The sequence below is a fragment of the Ohtaekwangia sp. genome (assembly GCF_036786105.1).
Classification (GTDB): Bacteria; Bacteroidota; Bacteroidia; order Cytophagales; family Cyclobacteriaceae; genus Ohtaekwangia.
Genome location: NZ_DAIQRQ010000029.1, coordinates 1 through 17056 on the forward strand (window position 1 = coordinate 1; position 17056 = coordinate 17056).

Consider the following 17056-nt stretch of genomic DNA (forward strand, 5'->3'; position numbering starts at 1 on the left):
TGCGTACAGCGATACTATCCGCACAGAGCGGTGTAAGCACAAGCGATCTGGGTGCAGCAGGATTTACAATTTGTACGGTATAGGTTTGCGAAGAGCCGGCACAATTTGTTCCGAGGTATCCGCGTATGGTAAAGGTATAAGTGCCCGGTGTGGTAGGCTGGCCGGAGAGGTAAACATCATAATCGGTATAGCCCACGCTGTCAGCATCCAATGTCAATCCGGGGGGAAGTGTGCCTGAAGTAACTTCATACGTCATCGGTACTCCGAACTGAGTATGCGTAGATGAAAGAAAACCTTTCCGTACAGGTTGCCCTACTGTATAGGAAGGAAGTTCCTGCGGATCGAACCCACCGCCATCAATACACGTCCAGGTATTGGCGATGATCAGCGTATCGACACATCCCAAGGGAGTTTTTCCAACTATTTTCATGCTGAATGTACCTGCTTCTGTAACGGTTCCGGCCAGAGTTGTACAACCCGGGCTATTGGCGGTTAATGTATACCCTGGTAACAAACCGGCAGGTTCAAATTGTACAGGTTCAGCATCGGCGGTATTACAGATATCATAAAACTCTGGTATACCAACATATCCGTAGGTATTCTCAGCGTAAACAATACCTATACTAAAGCCGCTGCAGTCGTGCGTTTCTTCGATCAGCAATGTATACACTTGCTCAACCGTAACGCAGCTATCTCCGAGAATGGCCTGTAGTGTAAAAGTATATTCTCCGGGCGTAGTGGGTATACCGCGCAAGTGGGCATCCATATAACCACTATCCAGCAATGTTAATCCGGGAGGGAGTTCACCAGCCGATATTTTAAAGTGGAATGGCAGCCCCAGCGAAAAGGGAGTGTACTCAATATAAAATCGTTGCGAGTAATACTGGTTGATGAGGCTGGGTGGCAGAGCGGGTATAAAAGGAGCGATCCGTTCTATTGTAGCACAATGATAATCATTCGTAAGGATAAGTGTATCGCGGCAGCCGGTTGGTGAAATGCCTTCAATAATTATACTTTGTGGCCCGGTTTCAAGGGCTGAGCCCCACACTTCAATGCACGCATTGCCGGGTGTATAATTTTGAATGGAGTATCCCCTGGGTAAATGTAATACATTATAGGTTTGGGCATTTTCTATTCCTGTGGAACAAATACCGTAGTATTCCTCTTCACCTACATTGTGATGTCCGGATTCTCCGTAGATGACAGCGATATGAAAGTCATCACAAGAAACAGCATTCGTTACAGCCAGAGTATATTCACGTACAAGTGTGGGGCACTCAGGGCCACCGTTTACACCGATGGCAAAGGTATAATTACCAACGGTAGTAAATATCCCAGACAATATGTTGCCTTCCAGCGAAAGGCCGGGAGGAAAATCACCGTACTCCAGATTAAACAAGGCATCATCGTGATGAATGCCATTGTCATCAACAGCCGTTAATGGTTCATAAAAGCCTTCACCCACTTCATAGCCCGTGGCGAAGTGAGTCGGTAAGATCGAATCATACACAACGGTACAATCCGGATCGCCAGGTTGGGCCAAAGCCGGTAAACGCATGAGAATCCATAGCCCTAAGACTATGTAAGTGCATAGAGATTTTTTCATACATCGTGGGGGTTTTGTTAGAAGTTAATCGTTACAGGTTAATCGTTATTAGTAGCCTATATTTTAGTATGTTTAGATTTTACCTAACGCTATAGTCAGCCAGGCGGAAACACCTGACCGCACTGATCGTTATCAGTTAACGGGTAACTATTCACATGTAACGGTTAACAGATAACAGGAAAAGGGTATCCCTGAATTATATATACTCAGAATATTTCAGAGACACCCTTAATCTTTCAATCTTTCAATCTTATAATTTCCAATCTCCTAATCTTTCATAAACTTATAATACCCGGAAGCACCATTGACTCCGCGGGCGTGCAGTATATACATACCGGATTTGAATGAAGTTACTTCACAACGGGTGGTGCCGCCTTCGAGTGTATGGATTTGTTTATAGAGATCACGGCCGCTCAGGTCGCGTATGCTGATTTCAACTTGTTTATTATCCGCCAGGTTGTCGTTGGAGAAGTCGACCGTGAGCCAGTCTTTTGCTGGATTTGGATACAGTATATAAGCGCTGCCCGTGGTTGTTTCCGGAGCTTCCTGCCGCGCGAAGGTTGAACCTTGTGCGCAGGTTACAGCATCGAGGTCGAAGCCGTCGGACAAACCGTCAAATGCAAATGCGGTGGTGGGAACACAAGCTCCACTAAGAATACGTGCATTACGATCAGTCTTGTCTACAATTTTTACATATTGGAACGATGGTAATTTTCCCGTGATATCGAAAGAATGATCCAATGTTCCCTGACATGGTGAAGGTGAAGTTAATCCAAGCGATACCCAGGCTATTCCGTCTCTTGAAATAAATACTTCCGCCCGCTCAGGATTTTGTGCAAAGGTTGGATTACCCTCCGAGTATTCATATACAATAAGGTCATTACCGGGTTCATCATTGATCACACTGCTCATACGTAATACGATAAAGCCGTTAAATCCAAGCGAGTAGTGCTGTATACCAATGGAAGGTTGATCGTTTGCATCTGGTTTGTTAAGTGCCCAGTAAGGTTGACTGTCGTTTTCATTTACGTTATATCCGTTCTTTTGAAGTCCTTGGTGGACCGACACTACATCGGAAGCAAACGCACAGCTTGGAGGATCACACAATTGCATGCTCGCAGATTTTGTTATGCTTTTAGGTGTTCCGTCACCATCGTTCCAACTCAGTTGTATGGTGCCAGGCAGCGAGGGTTGCGGTACGTTGATTACATAAGAAATGAAATAGGTGTCACCGGCAGCAGCGGCTACAAGAGATATTGGTGTACCATTATAATAATAGAGGGGTTTCCAGGTGACTGGGATATTAAAATTGTTGGGATTATGAATACGCCAGCGTTTATACCAAGGATCGTCCGAGCACTCTGCATAGAGTGTAAGTGGTTTGAAAGGTTTATGTTCGATTACTGCCAGTGTATAGGTTTCTTCCTGTATCGTACAGTTTTCTATATTTACAGCTACAGTAAAGGTATAGGATCCCGGAGTAGTGGGGGTGCCATGTATATATCCTGATACCCACGAAGTATCGGTTAATGTCAGGCCGGGTGGTAAGGTTCCTCCTGCCAATTCTACCCTGAAATTTTCATAATTTATACTGATAACATACGGGGACTCCTGACCTATAAATTGGCCGTAAGGTTCATTCACGGGAATATAACTGAGCTCTTGCGGAGAAGGTACCATCATTTGTGGGTAAGGACATTTGATGTTGTGCACAAATACGAGCGTATCTCTACATCCACCAGCCGCGCTTCCTGCCACTATAAACACATTATCACCGGTATTCACTGGGTGCCCGTATATAGTTATATGATCATCGGATGAATAAGTTGTATCCATTCTAAATCCTGCCGGTAAACTTACTGGCCATACTTTCACAGAGTCCCAGTCACGGTTGGTTCCCATTTCGAACCACATTTCTTCGCCAACGACTCCAAGTCCTGATTCTCCATTTATAAGCGCTACGTCAAAAACATCGCATGGATTTTTCCAGAGAAAGTGAAGATTGTATTCCTGAGTAAAATACGGGCACCCGTCACGAGAGAACGCACCTATTGTAAAGTTAAGATTTGCGTCACCTAAATCAGAAATACCACTGATGACATTTCCATTCAATGTGATTCCAGAACGTAAATAACCGCTTACAATTTTGAATTTTGCACTATCATCTACAACACCACCACTACTGGCAGAAAGAGTAATAGCAAAGTACTCGTTGGCGTAATATGTATGAGAACTAACATCAGCTGGGGTGGGAGTAATGGCATCATACGTTTTGCAGAGGGTATTGGGCTGAATTACTTCAATATAATAGGATTGTCGCAATAATTCACATTGCGCTCTGAATGAGATGGCACTCAACTTAAAGTTATAAATACCAGGTGTTGTTGGGATGCCGGTGATGCGATCATTTTGTAGTGTGAGTCCCGGTGGCAACGATCCTTCAGCTAGTGCTATATATACATTTCTGGAAGCATAGCCTGCATGAAAGCTTTGATTATAATTACTGCCAATAATACCATAGGAAAGCTTCGGTTTTGCCGGCCTGATTGAATCTATCATTATGTCTGAACAATAGGTTTTCCACGAATAACGAATGGTATCGCGGCAGCCATTGTTGGTGGAGGCTTCCAGTATAATGGTTTGAATCCCCGCAGACTGAGGGGTGCCATGAACCGTTGCCTGGTACGACCCGGAAGAATGATTGAAGGAAAATCCCGGAGGTAAGCTTATGGCGGTATATCCAACTGAATCAAAGTGAAGTGTTCGGAAATATATAGTACCATCTTCGCTTATAGATGTTGGAGGAGAGCTAAAATTGGCGACAGTTATTTCAAAATCATCGCAAGGTAAATTCCAGCGCACTACGAGGGTAAAGGTTCTTTGAAATACAGGACATTCAGGTGCAGACGATGCACCTACGGTAAATGTATAGCTGCCAGCAGTTGTAGGTACGCCTGTAATTTTGTTACCTGTGAGTGTTAACCCCGGAGGAAGTATACCCGCTGTGATTGAGAAAACTCCGTTAAGATAGATGCTGCCATATTCAGCACGGAGTGCCATGGAGTTTTCTTCGCCAACAATAAAGCCGTTATATAGCGTGGATGTAATCTTGGTTACCGGTGTACAATTTTGCGCATGCGCAAAGACCGAGAGCATACACCAGAGCCCGAAGGCTGCCAGTGTGAATAGAATTTTTTTCATACAAAGAGGGTTTATTTTTGTTTCTCGGGTATAGAGGCTATTGTTGTTGATGGTAGCATACCATCGCCCTGGGTGATAGTATACATGGGGTTTCTATTCGTTGCTTAATCAGCACTGCCGGATATATACTTTTAGTAATGGAGAGAGCTCTGCTCCAGGTAAATGTTGTGAATGTGGTATCCGATAGAATTTGTTCACAACAGAAGAATCATTGCAGAGGATAGAAGAGATTCTGATTGGGGCATGCTTTTTAATCGAAAGCAAACGGCATGGCACAAAAGCCAGCAGTGCAGACAATTTGTTCATACAGGAGGATTTGTAGAATAAAGGATAAAAGCAAACGGAACTTTACCGGCATGAGGTGCCGGCAAGCAGCATGATATCAATCACAACTGGAAGGGTAGGAAATTTTGAAGCCTGGAGGATTGATCAAATTAAAGCAACGCAACTACGAACAGTGAAAGAACAATCAACATGTTCATACATCCTGTACAGTGACAGGCATCAGTACCGGGTGCTTCCACTTGTCAAAGATCGTTCGGAGAATTTTTTCGGAAAGGATTGTTATGGTAATAGACCATGCGCGCAGCCCGTAGGCCGGAAACATGCGTACCAGTGTTTTCATAATGGAGGGGGTTTTAAAAGTAGACCGAACTTACTGAAAAGCAATACCATTTACCAGCAGCAATTACATTATATTTTCTTATGATGTCGAGAACATTTGATGCCCGGACTGAATTATCATAACAGGGGCATTTTTATTTGGTTAACCATGCTCATAAAATCAACGTGTAAGCATTAATTTTACAACAAAATATCTTTTGTGAATCAGTCAATAGCATCCGTAAAACAGTACTGTAACAGCCTTGTTCAATACAGCCGTAGAAAAACGGTGGAGGTTAAGATCGGTGACTTGCCCATGGGAGGCGACAACCCCATTCGCATACAATCGATGACCACTATCGATACGATGGATACGCCTGGATCGGTAGAACAAACCATCCGCATGGTAGAGGCCGGCTGTGAGTATGTGCGCATTACAGCACCCAGCATGAAAGAGGCGCAGAACCTGGAGGCGATTAAAAAAGAACTGCGCGCACGCGGATATACCGTGCCGCTGGTAGCTGATATACATTTTACGCCTAACGCTGCAGAGCTGGCAGCACGGCTCGTTGAAAAGGTACGCATCAATCCCGGCAACTATGCCGACAAGAAACGCTTTGAAACGATCGAATACACAGAAGCTACATACCAGGCAGAACTGCAACGCATTCGCGATAAATTTCTTCCACTCATCAGGATATGCAAAGAGTACGGTACAGCCATGCGCATCGGCACCAATCATGGTTCACTTAGCGATCGCATCATGAGCCGCTATGGCGATAGCCCGGTGGGTATGGTAGAATCGGCACTCGAGTTTCTTCGCATCTGCGAAGATGAAAACTTTTACAACATTGTGTTGTCGATGAAGTCCAGCAACCCGCAGGTAATGGTGCAGGCGTATCGTCTGCTCGTACAAAAACTGGATGAAGAAGGACTAAAGCCTTATCCGCTCCACCTTGGTGTAACCGAAGCGGGCGAAGGCGAAGACGGTCGTATAAAATCTTCAGTGGGGATCGGCACCTTGCTGGAAGACGGACTGGGCGATACCATTCGGGTGTCACTCACGGAAGAGCCGGAAGCCGAAGTGCCTGTAGCCTACACGTTGGCCAGGCGATACGACAACCGGAGTGGTCATGCTTCGATTCCTGCAATTAATCATTACCCGATCACTCCGTTTGAATACAACCGCCGTGTAACGCGTGAAGTACTTAACATCGGTGGTGCTGAACACCTGGTGCCGCGTGTGGTGGCTGATTTTTCTGCGAAGGAAAAGATCACGGCAGCATCACTCTTTGCACTCGGATATCAGTATTCCGTTCCGCTTGATAAGTGGAACATTACCGATATGGCCTGCGACTATATTTACCTGGGCGATCGTACCATCGATTTCGAAATACCCGGCACATTGGGGCTTATTTACAACCATGCAACGTGGTTAACACAACGCAGTAAAGACAGAACTTATCCGTTCATTCAGGCAGAACAATACGTTGAAGGTGTAGCACAATCGGATAAGGCGAACTTTATCTATGCTACGCTGCAGGATGTGAATGACGCGTTGATTGCAAAATTAAAAGCTGATCGTACCGCTATATTGTTTATCGATACCGATAACAAACATGGCATGGCGGAGCAGCGCAGATTGTTTGTAGAGTTGATCAACCAGGGATGTGATGTTCCGGTAATTATCGGAAGACGTTATGCTGATCTTTCCGTTGAACAACTTCAGCTCTATGCAGCTACTGATTGTGGAGGACTGCTGGTAGACGGGTTGGGCGATGGTATATTTATATCTACAGTAAATTGCGGACCTGATAAAACGATCAATGAAACGGCCTTCAATATTTTGCAGGCCACACGCACGCGTATTTCGAAAACAGAGTATATATCGTGTCCTTCCTGCGGGCGCACATTGTTCGATCTGCAGGAGACAACTGCCAGAATACGTTTACGCACCAGCCACCTGAAAGGAGTAAAGATCGGTATTATGGGATGTATTGTGAATGGCCCCGGAGAAATGGCCGATGCCGATTATGGTTATGTAGGCTCCGGGCCTGGAAGGATTACTTTGTATAAAGGAAAAGAAGTAGTTCGTAAAAATGTACCTACAGCACAAGCTGTGGATGAACTGGTAAACCTGATTCGTGAGCATGGCGACTGGATTGAGCTGGAGCCTGCCAGCGAACACTAAACAAAAAATGAAATTATCATGGAAGAAATAAAGAAAGATACAACACCACAACGCCAACCGAAGAAGAGCGCGTGGAAAGAATTTTTCAGCCTCGGAGAAGTAGGGAATTATTTTTTCAGGAAGAAAGATCCGTCAAGGCCGAATAATATCAACATTCGCATGATGCACGGTGTGAACAGAATCTCCATCATCATCTTTCTGGCGGGAGTATTGTTCCTCATTTTCAAGCTGGTGATCAAACCACGGTTGTAGTGAATATAGAGCAGTATCGAAATTATTGTATCGCGAAGAAAGGTGTTACCGAAGAATTTCCCTTCGGGGAAACCACCCTGGTATATAAAGTGATGGGTAAGATGTTTACCCTCGCCGATATCGAATTGTTTGAAAGTATAAATCTGAAAGTAGACCCGGAACAGGGGGCAGCGCTGCGCGAACAGTATACGGCTGTGCAGCCGGGCTATCACATGAATAAAAAGCATTGGATCACCGTGATCATGGACGGTTCTGTTCCAGATAAATTTATCCGTCAATGGATCGATGATTCATACCAGCTTGTTGTTTCCGGGCTCACCAAAAAACAGCAGGCTGAATTGCTGTTGCTATAATTCGGCATTTACCGGATTTTTGTATTATTAGCATTCAATAGAATACCCATGCTACTTCGAACCCTCTTTACCCTGGCAGCCTTGTATAGCTGTATATATGTGGTGGCTCAGCCTGAACTGGTACATGAAAACTTTAACAACAATGCTGCCTTGTGGGGACTTGAAAAAGATGATGCACACGAGCTCGCTATCCAGGGAGGCTCATTGCAGCTTCGCAGCAAGAACGGAGATAATGTCTTTGTAAGCCATGATTACCCGGTAGATCCTGAAAAGGATTTCTACATCGAAAGTTTTATCCGCAGAGTAAGCGGAGACAGCGCCACGTATGGTATATATCTGGCCGATACGCGCAAGACAAAAAACAATCGCTGGTATTACTATCTTATTGCTCCGGATGGTCGATTAATCTTTTGCGAGAACAGCACCGAGAATACAGAATATGTATACTACCAGGAAGAAGCTCCCATTGCCAATCCGTTATCCGCTGGTAATACACTCGGCATTGAGAAGAAGGGTGCTGTAACCAATTTCTATTTCAACAAGAAGCTAATGTTCACACTGCCTAACGTGCGCTTTTGGGGTGGCTTTATCGGCTATGGACTTTATGGACGAGGAACGATACAGGTGGATCAACTTGTAGTGAAGCAGTCGTTTAAAATTAACCTGGTTCCTAATGCTGCTGCTGCAAAATATACCAAGAAGAATTTAGGCGCAGCCGTAAACACCAAAGACGATGATATTATGCCGGTGATTAGTGCCGATGGCAAAACGCTATATTACGCAGTAGAAGATGATCCGGCTAATATTGAAGTAGCTGCAAATTCAGATATCTGGTATGCAACCCGTAAGGAAGACGGCACCTGGGCTCCGCGTAAAAATATAGGCAAGCCCGTCAATACGCGCGAAGCAGACTTTGTTATCAACGCCACACCAGACAATAACTCATTACTGGTGAACGGTATGTATAAAACAGAGCGGGGGAAGCTGAACAAATACGAAGGTTTATCGATGACGCATCGCACGCCGAGTGGTTGGAGTATACCCGAGCAGATAAAAATTGAGAATTATTATAACTATTCAACTGAAGTGTCTTTTGCACTCTCGCCCGATCGCCAGGTAATCATCTCCTCCATAGAGCGCGATATCACGTATGGAGGCACAGATTTGTATGTTTCGTTTCAGCAGGAAGACGGAACATGGTCGGTACCGGAAAACATGGGCTCCGTGATCAATACGTATGGTAAAGATATTACCCCCACCATTGCGGCCGATGGCAAAACGCTATATTATTCTACTAATGGAAAGCCGGGTTATGGCAGCAATGATATATTTGTTACCAAACGACTGGATGATACCTGGAAGAACTGGTCAGAGCCGTTGAATCTCGGCCCATCCGTAAATACGATTAACTGGGATGCCTATTATAGTGTGCCGGCTTCCGGAGATATAGCTTATATCGTATCGAACGATCAGAGCCTGGGCGGTGCCGACATTTATAGTATCAGCATGGTGAAAGAAGCTCAGCCTGATCCGGTAGTAATTGTACAAGGGAAGGTTTTTAACAAAGCAACGAACCAGCCGATCGGTGCCACCATTACCTATCATGAACTGAGTAACGGAAAAGACATAGGCGCAGCACAATCCAACCCGCAGGACGGAAGCTATAAAATTGTGTTGCCTTATAGCAAGGCGTATGGATTTCTGGCTGAAAAAGAGCAGTTTTTGTCTGAAAGTAATAATATCGACCTGAGCGAAGAGAAGCCATACCAGGAAATACAACGCGACCTCTACCTGACGCCGTTGGAAGTAGGGAAGACGATTACACTCAATAACGTATTTTTTATACAAAGCAAAGCCGACCTGATGCCTGAAAGTTATCCCGAGATGGAACGCCTGGTGAAATTGATGATGGATAATCCGGTCATTCATATTGAGCTTGCAGGCCATACGGATAATGTTGGGAACCCGGCCCTGAACAAAGAGCTCTCCGAGAAACGTGTAGAAACGATCAAGAATTACCTGGTAAGTAAAGGTATAGCCGCGAATCGCATTACCGGTAAAGGTTATGGAGGAACAAAACCAATTGCCAGCAATGCCTCCGAAGAAACTAAAAAACTAAACAGACGGGTGGAGTTTACAATCGTTAAGTAGATATATCATGATGAAGCGGTTTATCGGAGAGCCTGGAAAGGAACCAGTGTGCAGTTTATGACCACAGCAGGACAGGTGCTTACGGTCAGGTGCTGGAAGCCGGCGAACAGGCCTTCAATATTGTCATTTGCCTGCCGGATTATATGTAGTTTATAGTACAGATCAGCGCCTTGAGCGCCCGCACCGTTGTGAAAAATATCAAGAAATAATCAGTTTTCCTTACCTCAGAAAACCCATCTTGGGGTGTATATATTTTAGTTATACTCCCCTTTATAAAGTGAATACCTTTTTGTCTACTTCCTTCCGGCGCAACATAGGTGTTAATGATCTCAATTTTATGATAAAAATGATTCGTTGAATCTAAACCCGGAATTACCTGTTGTCAGATTATTATTTTGCAAAATACTCGGGGGGTATTTCGTTCAGATACGATCAGCATGGAGCTGCCATTGCCCCCCTGGAAGGATTTATTTTTCGTGAAGGCAACCCTTTTGAATGACCCCGCGTCTCGTGAAAGATTCTAAAAATACCTTGGAAGACACAAAGCAGATAAAGGCTTTGCTGCATGGTTGCAGAAAAGGCGACCGTGAAGCACAGAAGGCTCTTTATGAGCACTTCTATGGGTATGCTATGAGTGTTTGTCTGCGCTATTCCAAAACAAAGGAAGAAGCCCGGGAGATTCTGAATGACGGCTTTATGAAGTTTTTTACACATGTACATCAGCACGATGAACAGGCTTCTGCAAAATCATGGTTGCGAAAAATCATGATCAATACCGCCATTGATCACTACCGGAAGCACAACAAGCACTACCACCACCAGGATATAGAAGATGTTTCCGTACAAAATATTTCAACAGGCACCACTGGCAATGAACAAGTGGCTTACGAAGATCTGATCGCCATGGTACAAAAATTACCGGATGCCTATCGCGCAGTCTTTAACTTGTATGTAATTGATGGCTTTACACACGAAGAAATAGCAGAACAATTAGGCATAGTCGTAGGCACCTCAAAGTCCAACCTCTTTAAAGCGAGAGAGCATCTCAAAAACCAGTTACGAAAAATAAACATCAACAGTTATGCGCAATATTTCTGATGATGAACTGGACAAGCTCTTCCGTGAAGCAGCGCAGCATGGACAGCCGGAGTTTGATCCACAAGACTGGGAAAAATTATCGAAGCGCCTCGATCGCGATGACAGGATCTCTTGGTATAAGCGAATAGCAGTTTATATTCCCTTAATACTTTTGCTTCTCACGGCTTCGTGGTGGGGTGTATATCAGTACAAGACTTCATCAACAGCAAGCATTGCAAAAACAGCGGAAGGTACTCGATCAATCGCTTCCGATGATGATAATCTAGAGAATTTACTGGGTAATGATGATGCTTCTGCAGCCGGGCGAGCGGTTACAGAGGACTCTTCCGATGCAACTATCAATCATCCCTCTATAGTTCAACGGGCTGCTACGGATGCGGCAGCAGAAAATACGTTGCCGGCAGATAGTGATAAAGAGACTGCCCTCAGCTCGAAGTCTTCAGTTGAAAACAAACATAGCGGAGAATCTGCAACAAGTGTTAATCGGGATGTTCAAAAAGAACAGTATAAAGAAATTAAGTCGACTGAACGTGGCGGTAAAGGAAATGCAGCAATCAATAATGGAGCAACAGTAGCATCGGGCGATAAGGCTTTGCAAAGTAATTCTGCAACCTATGTTGACGGCAAACCAGCCAGAGCTCGTAAAAATACCGGGGGTGTGAAGGTTGAAAAGGTATCAGGTCATGGCGATAGTTTGTCTTCTCATGACGCTGATACGATTGGTTTTGTCTCAAAAGACAAAAAAGACAGGCGTGTAGAAGAAGCTTCAATGTTATCAACCGATAAGCAAAAGAAACTCCCCGCCTCCCGCCAAAATATAGCGGTGGATAAAATCCAAACCATTGCTACCAGTAATACATCATCACCATCAGAAGAAAAGCGTGTACAGACCAATGACATAGCGACAAAACAAGATATAGCTGCCTTAGGCTTAAAGGATGATGCAGTCAATGCAGCTGAGCATAAACCGGATTTAATAGGTCAGCCCGCGGCTTTGGATAGAAATGCAAATACGGAAAACAAAGCAACTGAAGAGACGACTAATACTGCTGCTGAGAATAGGCAGGCCACTGCTTTTAACGATAGCAACAAGACAGGCAATGACTGGCGAATAGACAGCATGAAGCTTGAACAACGCGATGAGAATGCGGCTACCGCAGCTATAAATCGTATATCATCTGACAATCGAAACAGTAAACCTGCGGCAGTGCTTCCGCAGGATAACGGCAATGCCATAAATCAGAACAATAGTGTAATTCCAACAGATGGCAAGGCCGACAGACAGAATCAATCGATCAGCCCGGCTATATATACTGATATTGGAATCCAGTCAAAAAACAGGAGTGATTCCGCAGCTGTGAAAAATAACAGCAATGCGAATGCTGTGGATAAGAAGGATGGAGCTGCAGCTTCGTTACAGGAGGCATCTATGAATAAAACAGACAGTGCCCAGGTAAAAGACGATACGCTCACTGTTAATAAAGACAGAGCCGATAGCACAGCATCCGTAACAAAGGAAGAGCACAAAGAAAAAGCGAAGCGAAAGGGAATCTGGTTTACCAAACTGGTATTGTCGCCAGACTTTAGTGCTATTGGCTATACCAAGCCTGGTAAACCCGGTATTAATGTTGGATTGCTCGGTGAATATTCTCCTTCGAAGCATTGGGGATTTAGTATTGGAGCGATCTGGTCAAAGAAACTATATGGTATATCTGATCCTGGTATAACGTATACAAATCAAGGTAACACATGGTATGCCGAATATCTCGATGGAGATTGTCGTGTACTCGATATTCCAATCAATATTACCTATTACCTGGTGCCTGCATCGCGCCTGAATGTATTTGTTACAGTTGGAACTTCATCGTACGTCATGCTCAAAGAAAGTTATGTGTATACTATGAGTAACAATAATGATGCGTATCTCTATTCAGAAAATTATAAGAATAAAAATCGCAACTGGTTTAGTATGCTTAATCTTTCTATTGGTCTGCAGTATAAGATCAATGAACGCTTCTATTTCCAGGTTGAGCCTTTCCTCAAAGCACCTATATCTGGCGTAGGACAAGGCAAAGTAAATCTTGTTAGTGCAGGATCCTTCTTTACGCTAAAGTATCAACTCAATAAATAAAGATGATTCGTAAGTTAAATTTTTTTTGTGCGGTGGTGTTGGTTTTCGTTTTGGGAAGATGTACAAATCACGTAGAGGTAGCAGCAGTTGATTGTGGTGCAAATCCTGTTGTTCTTTCAGTAGAATCGAAGACTAATCCAACAAGCTGCGAAAGTTTTGATGGCGCTATAACCGTAACAGCCTCCGGAGGAGAAACACCTTATCAATATAGCATCAATGGCGGTACATTTCAGTCATCCGGAGCATTTTCAGGATTGGGTGGTGGTACTTTTACCATTACATTACAGGATTCAAAGGGGTGCGATACGCAAACAGAAGTTACTTTGGCGATACAAAACTCTGATCTGGCCGCTACCTATCACTCTACAGCAGACTCGGAATGTCTTTCAAACAATGGAAAGATTATGGTAAATGCAACAGGTTCTCATTCACCATTTCAATTCAAAATAGGTTCTGGTAGTTTCAGTACAGATTCTGTTTTCAGCGAATTAGGCGAAGGTATCTATCGCATCACTGTGAAAGATTCTGAAGGATGTTCACTTACGGTTAATGCCACCGTAGCGCATGGTAATACAGGTATAAGCTGGACAGGCAATATCAAGGCGATCATTGATGCGAACTGTGCGGTTTCAGGCTGTCACGTAAGCGGTGGTCAAAGCCCTAACTTCAGCAGTTTCGCGAATGTGCAAAAAAACGCAAGCGAAATCAAGGCACGAACCGCGAGCCGGTCAATGCCTCCCGATGGAAGATCAATTACACAAGAACAGATTAACCTGATCTCCTGCTGGGTAACCGATGGCGCAGTGAATAACTAATGGAACACTGATTCGATATAAGTAATAATTAACGAAACACAATCATGAGAGTAATTTCCTTCATTGTGCTTTTGGTAGCCTGTTCGGTTGCCGGCACTTATGCACAAAAGTATACTGCAAGTAAAAGTAGCATTACGTTCTTTTCGCACGCAACGATAGAAGATATAAAAGCTGATAATCAAAAGGCGACCAGCGTATTTTATTCAAACACAGGCGATATAGCGTTCATTGTGCCGGTAAATGAATTTCAATTCAAGAAATCGCTCATGCAGGAGCACTTCAACGAAAAGTATATGGAGACTGAGAAATATCCCAAGTCTACTTTTCAGGGTAAAGTGTCAGGGTACGACCCCGCTAATGCGGCTTCACAAAATGTAACGGCAAAAGGTAAACTCACCATACATGGTGTTACCCGCGATGTAGAGATTCCCGGAACCATAGAGAAATCAGGTGACAACTTGATAATGAAGTCAGTGTTTATTGTGAAGTTGGTAGATTATAAAGTAGATATACCTAAACTGATGTGGCAAAACATTGCAGAGCAGGTCGAAGTCACACTAAATTTTACCTATAAACCCCAATAAGCAAACATGCGATTTATTTTTAAAGGAGCGATGCCTGCTCTGTTTGCGTTGCTGACGACAGCAACAGCATTTGCTCAGGAGGATTTACTAAAAGAGCTGGAGCAAAGTTCAGAGAAAGAGCCGGCATATGTAGCACAGACTTTTAAAGGAACACGCCTTGTAAATGGCCATACAGTTGAAACCGTAGGAAAGGGTACGCTTGAATTTATTTTTGCACACCGTTTTGGTCGCTTGAATCAGGGGCTTTACGAACTGTTTGGACTTGATGATGCTTACGTGCGCCTCGGGCTTCAATATGGTCTGACGGATGATCTTGATATTGGTATTGGCCGCAGTTCTACCGATAAGACTGTTGATGGTTACTTGAAGTATAAATTCCTGAAACAATCGAAAGAAGGTGTTCCGGTTACAATCACAGCCTTTGGAAGCACAACCTACAAAGCATCCCCGCGTGAGACAGAGGTGCCAGATGGTTTTGAACGTACTGATCGATTGGCCTATACAGCTCAATTGCTCATTGCCAGAAAATTTACACAGAACCTGTCACTGCAGCTGATGCCAACCTATGTGCACAAGAATTACGTAGCATTGGATGAAGGTGATAATAATCAGGTGGCTATTGGAATCGGTGGACGTATAAAATTCACGCGCAGTGTTTCAGTTAATGCTGAATATTATTATCGTGTAAATCCTGCCGGTAACACAGCATACCGCGATGCACTGGGATTTGCTATTGATATTGAAACTGGTGGACACGTTTTTCAAATCGTGTTAACGAACACACGCGGCATGGTTGAGCGCTCGTTCATTACTGAAACAGACGGAAAGTTTTTTAAAGGTGATATACATTTGGGATTCAACGTTACCCGCGCTTTTCAATTGAAGCGCAGACAATAAAATATATAAGAACGTGTAATTTCTTACATTACGCTTACAAGTTTCAAAAGCTTCAGGTCGTTTATGCCTGGAGCTTTTTTTATAGTCTGTATAGGTTAATAAGGACTGAATTTACGTGGCTGTTGTCCGGCATTGGATACCCCATATATCTCTTTTTTTTGATGTGGACGAATCGGTAGACAAAAAAGAACTCGTTTTTAGGCAATTTAAGTGGTTTGTAAACAAATTGGTGGGTACCTAAATGTCCTCTTTCCAAAGGAATACAGGAATATGTGTTAGACAAGTACACCTTTTTGTCATCCCATAATGCAGTATAAATGAAAGTATAGACACACATATTTGTTGAGTAGCCAAGCAGCTGCTATACGTTAGCCCGCGGTATTCTTCTGTTGATGAAATCATACATAACATGCTGTTGATGAATTTAACGATTTGGAGAAGCAGTCGTTGAATAGTGGGAGAAGAACTTATTAAAAAACAATATGATAAAGCTAATTGTAATTGACGATCATGCCTTGTTTAGAATTGGTCTGGTATCCATTCTCAAAAAAGATCCTCGGTTCAGTATAGTGGGGGAATTTAAAAATTTCAGCTCCGTGAAGTCACAAATCGGTGACATACAGGCTAATCTGGTGCTGATCGATATTTCGCTGGATAAGGAGAGCGGCCTGGATGTTGCAAAATTTATTAAAGATAAGAAGCCTGGTATCAAAGTTGTTATCCTGAGCTCACATAAAGAAGAATTTTACATAGTAAATGCCATGGAAGCGGGTATAGACGGCTATATTCACAAGGATGTTGAATCTGAAGAGCTTATCCTCGGTTTGCACAAAGTAATGCAAGGTGAAAAATTTTATTCGCTCGAAATATCCAACCTGTTAGTTAGCAGTCTTTATAAAAAATCATACAGAGGTCTTCCATTCCTTACTACCAAAGAGAAAGAAGTGGTTAAATATCTGATTGAGGGATGTTCGAGTAAGGAAATAGCGGCTCGAATGGAAGTCAGTCCTCGTACAATCGAAACCCATCGCGCCAATGTGCTTGGAAAATTCGATCTCAAAAATACCACAGAGCTTGTTGCCAAAATCGCAGAGCAGAAAATACGTTTCTGATCCGGAAAGAAATTTTCCGATGATTGTACTGTGAGCAAAGAGCTTTTTGATTGTACTATAAA

At 43.6% G+C, this 17056-nt stretch carries 13 protein-coding genes; 10 read left to right on the top strand and 3 right to left on the bottom strand.

Going from position 1 to position 17056, the window contains the following annotated elements; translation table 11 throughout:
• The 3 genes from V7Q33_RS13205 to V7Q33_RS13215 all read right to left on the bottom strand — a co-directional run.
• On the bottom strand, positions 1 to 1606 hold a 1606-nt coding region (locus tag V7Q33_RS13205; RefSeq protein ID WP_333820134.1), incomplete at its 3' end, for an Ig domain-containing protein.
• A gap of 267 nt (positions 1607 to 1873) precedes the next feature.
• Positions 1874 to 4807, bottom strand: a complete 2934-nt coding sequence (locus V7Q33_RS13210; RefSeq protein WP_333820135.1) for a putative Ig domain-containing protein — start codon at positions 4805 to 4807, stop codon at positions 1874 to 1876.
• A 478-nt stretch (positions 4808 to 5285) separates the two neighbouring features.
• Complete coding sequence (locus V7Q33_RS13215; RefSeq protein ID WP_331980829.1) at positions 5286 to 5432, bottom strand: hypothetical protein; 147 nt, start codon at positions 5430 to 5432, stop codon at positions 5286 to 5288.
• Positions 5433 to 5630: 198 nt separating this feature from the next.
• Here V7Q33_RS13215 and ispG point away from each other — a divergent pair, with 198 nt between their 5' ends.
• The 10 genes from ispG to V7Q33_RS13265 all read left to right on the top strand — a co-directional run bounded on the left by ispG (position 5631) and on the right by V7Q33_RS13265 (position 16994).
• Positions 5631 to 7601, top strand: coding sequence for a (E)-4-hydroxy-3-methylbut-2-enyl-diphosphate synthase (ispG, locus tag V7Q33_RS13220; RefSeq protein WP_333820136.1), 1971 nt, complete (start codon positions 5631 to 5633; stop codon positions 7599 to 7601).
• Between the two features lie 18 nt (positions 7602 to 7619).
• The gene (locus V7Q33_RS13225; RefSeq protein WP_333820137.1) at positions 7620 to 7853 is read left to right on the top strand and encodes a DUF6728 family protein; all 234 of its coding nucleotides are present in this window, start codon (positions 7620 to 7622) and stop codon (positions 7851 to 7853) included.
• Complete coding sequence (locus tag V7Q33_RS13230) at positions 7853 to 8206, top strand: MmcQ/YjbR family DNA-binding protein (RefSeq protein WP_333820138.1); 354 nt, start codon at positions 7853 to 7855, stop codon at positions 8204 to 8206. Before V7Q33_RS13225 ends, V7Q33_RS13230 begins: the two co-directional genes overlap by 1 nt.
• A 48-nt stretch (positions 8207 to 8254) precedes the next feature.
• Positions 8255 to 10357, top strand: a complete 2103-nt coding sequence (locus tag V7Q33_RS13235; protein WP_333820139.1) for an OmpA family protein — start codon at positions 8255 to 8257, stop codon at positions 10355 to 10357.
• Between the two features lie 495 nt (positions 10358 to 10852).
• Positions 10853 to 11455 carry an RNA polymerase sigma factor gene (locus V7Q33_RS13240; protein ID WP_331980819.1) on the top strand — a complete coding sequence of 201 codons (603 nt, stop codon included), beginning with the start codon at positions 10853 to 10855 and terminating at the stop codon, positions 11453 to 11455.
• The gene (locus V7Q33_RS13245) at positions 11439 to 13586 is read left to right on the top strand and encodes a porin family protein (protein ID WP_333820140.1); all 2148 of its coding nucleotides are present in this window, start codon (positions 11439 to 11441) and stop codon (positions 13584 to 13586) included. The genes V7Q33_RS13240 and V7Q33_RS13245 overlap by 17 nt, the downstream gene beginning before the upstream one ends.
• Positions 13587 to 13636: 50 nt before the next feature.
• Positions 13637 to 14401, top strand: coding sequence for a SprB repeat-containing protein (locus V7Q33_RS13250; protein ID WP_333820141.1), 765 nt, complete (start codon positions 13637 to 13639; stop codon positions 14399 to 14401).
• Between the two features lie 44 nt (positions 14402 to 14445).
• Positions 14446 to 14985, top strand: a complete 540-nt coding sequence (locus V7Q33_RS13255; RefSeq protein WP_333820142.1) for a YceI family protein — start codon at positions 14446 to 14448, stop codon at positions 14983 to 14985.
• A gap of 6 nt (positions 14986 to 14991) precedes the next feature.
• A complete protein-coding gene (locus V7Q33_RS13260) occupies positions 14992 to 15882 on the top strand; it encodes a DUF5777 family beta-barrel protein (RefSeq protein ID WP_333820143.1) in 891 nt (296 codons plus the stop codon).
• A 482-nt stretch (positions 15883 to 16364) separates the two neighbouring features.
• Positions 16365 to 16994 (top strand): response regulator transcription factor, encoded by a 630-nt coding sequence (locus tag V7Q33_RS13265; protein WP_331980809.1) that lies wholly within the window; start codon positions 16365 to 16367, stop codon positions 16992 to 16994.
• Positions 16995 to 17056: the final 62 nt, after the last annotated feature.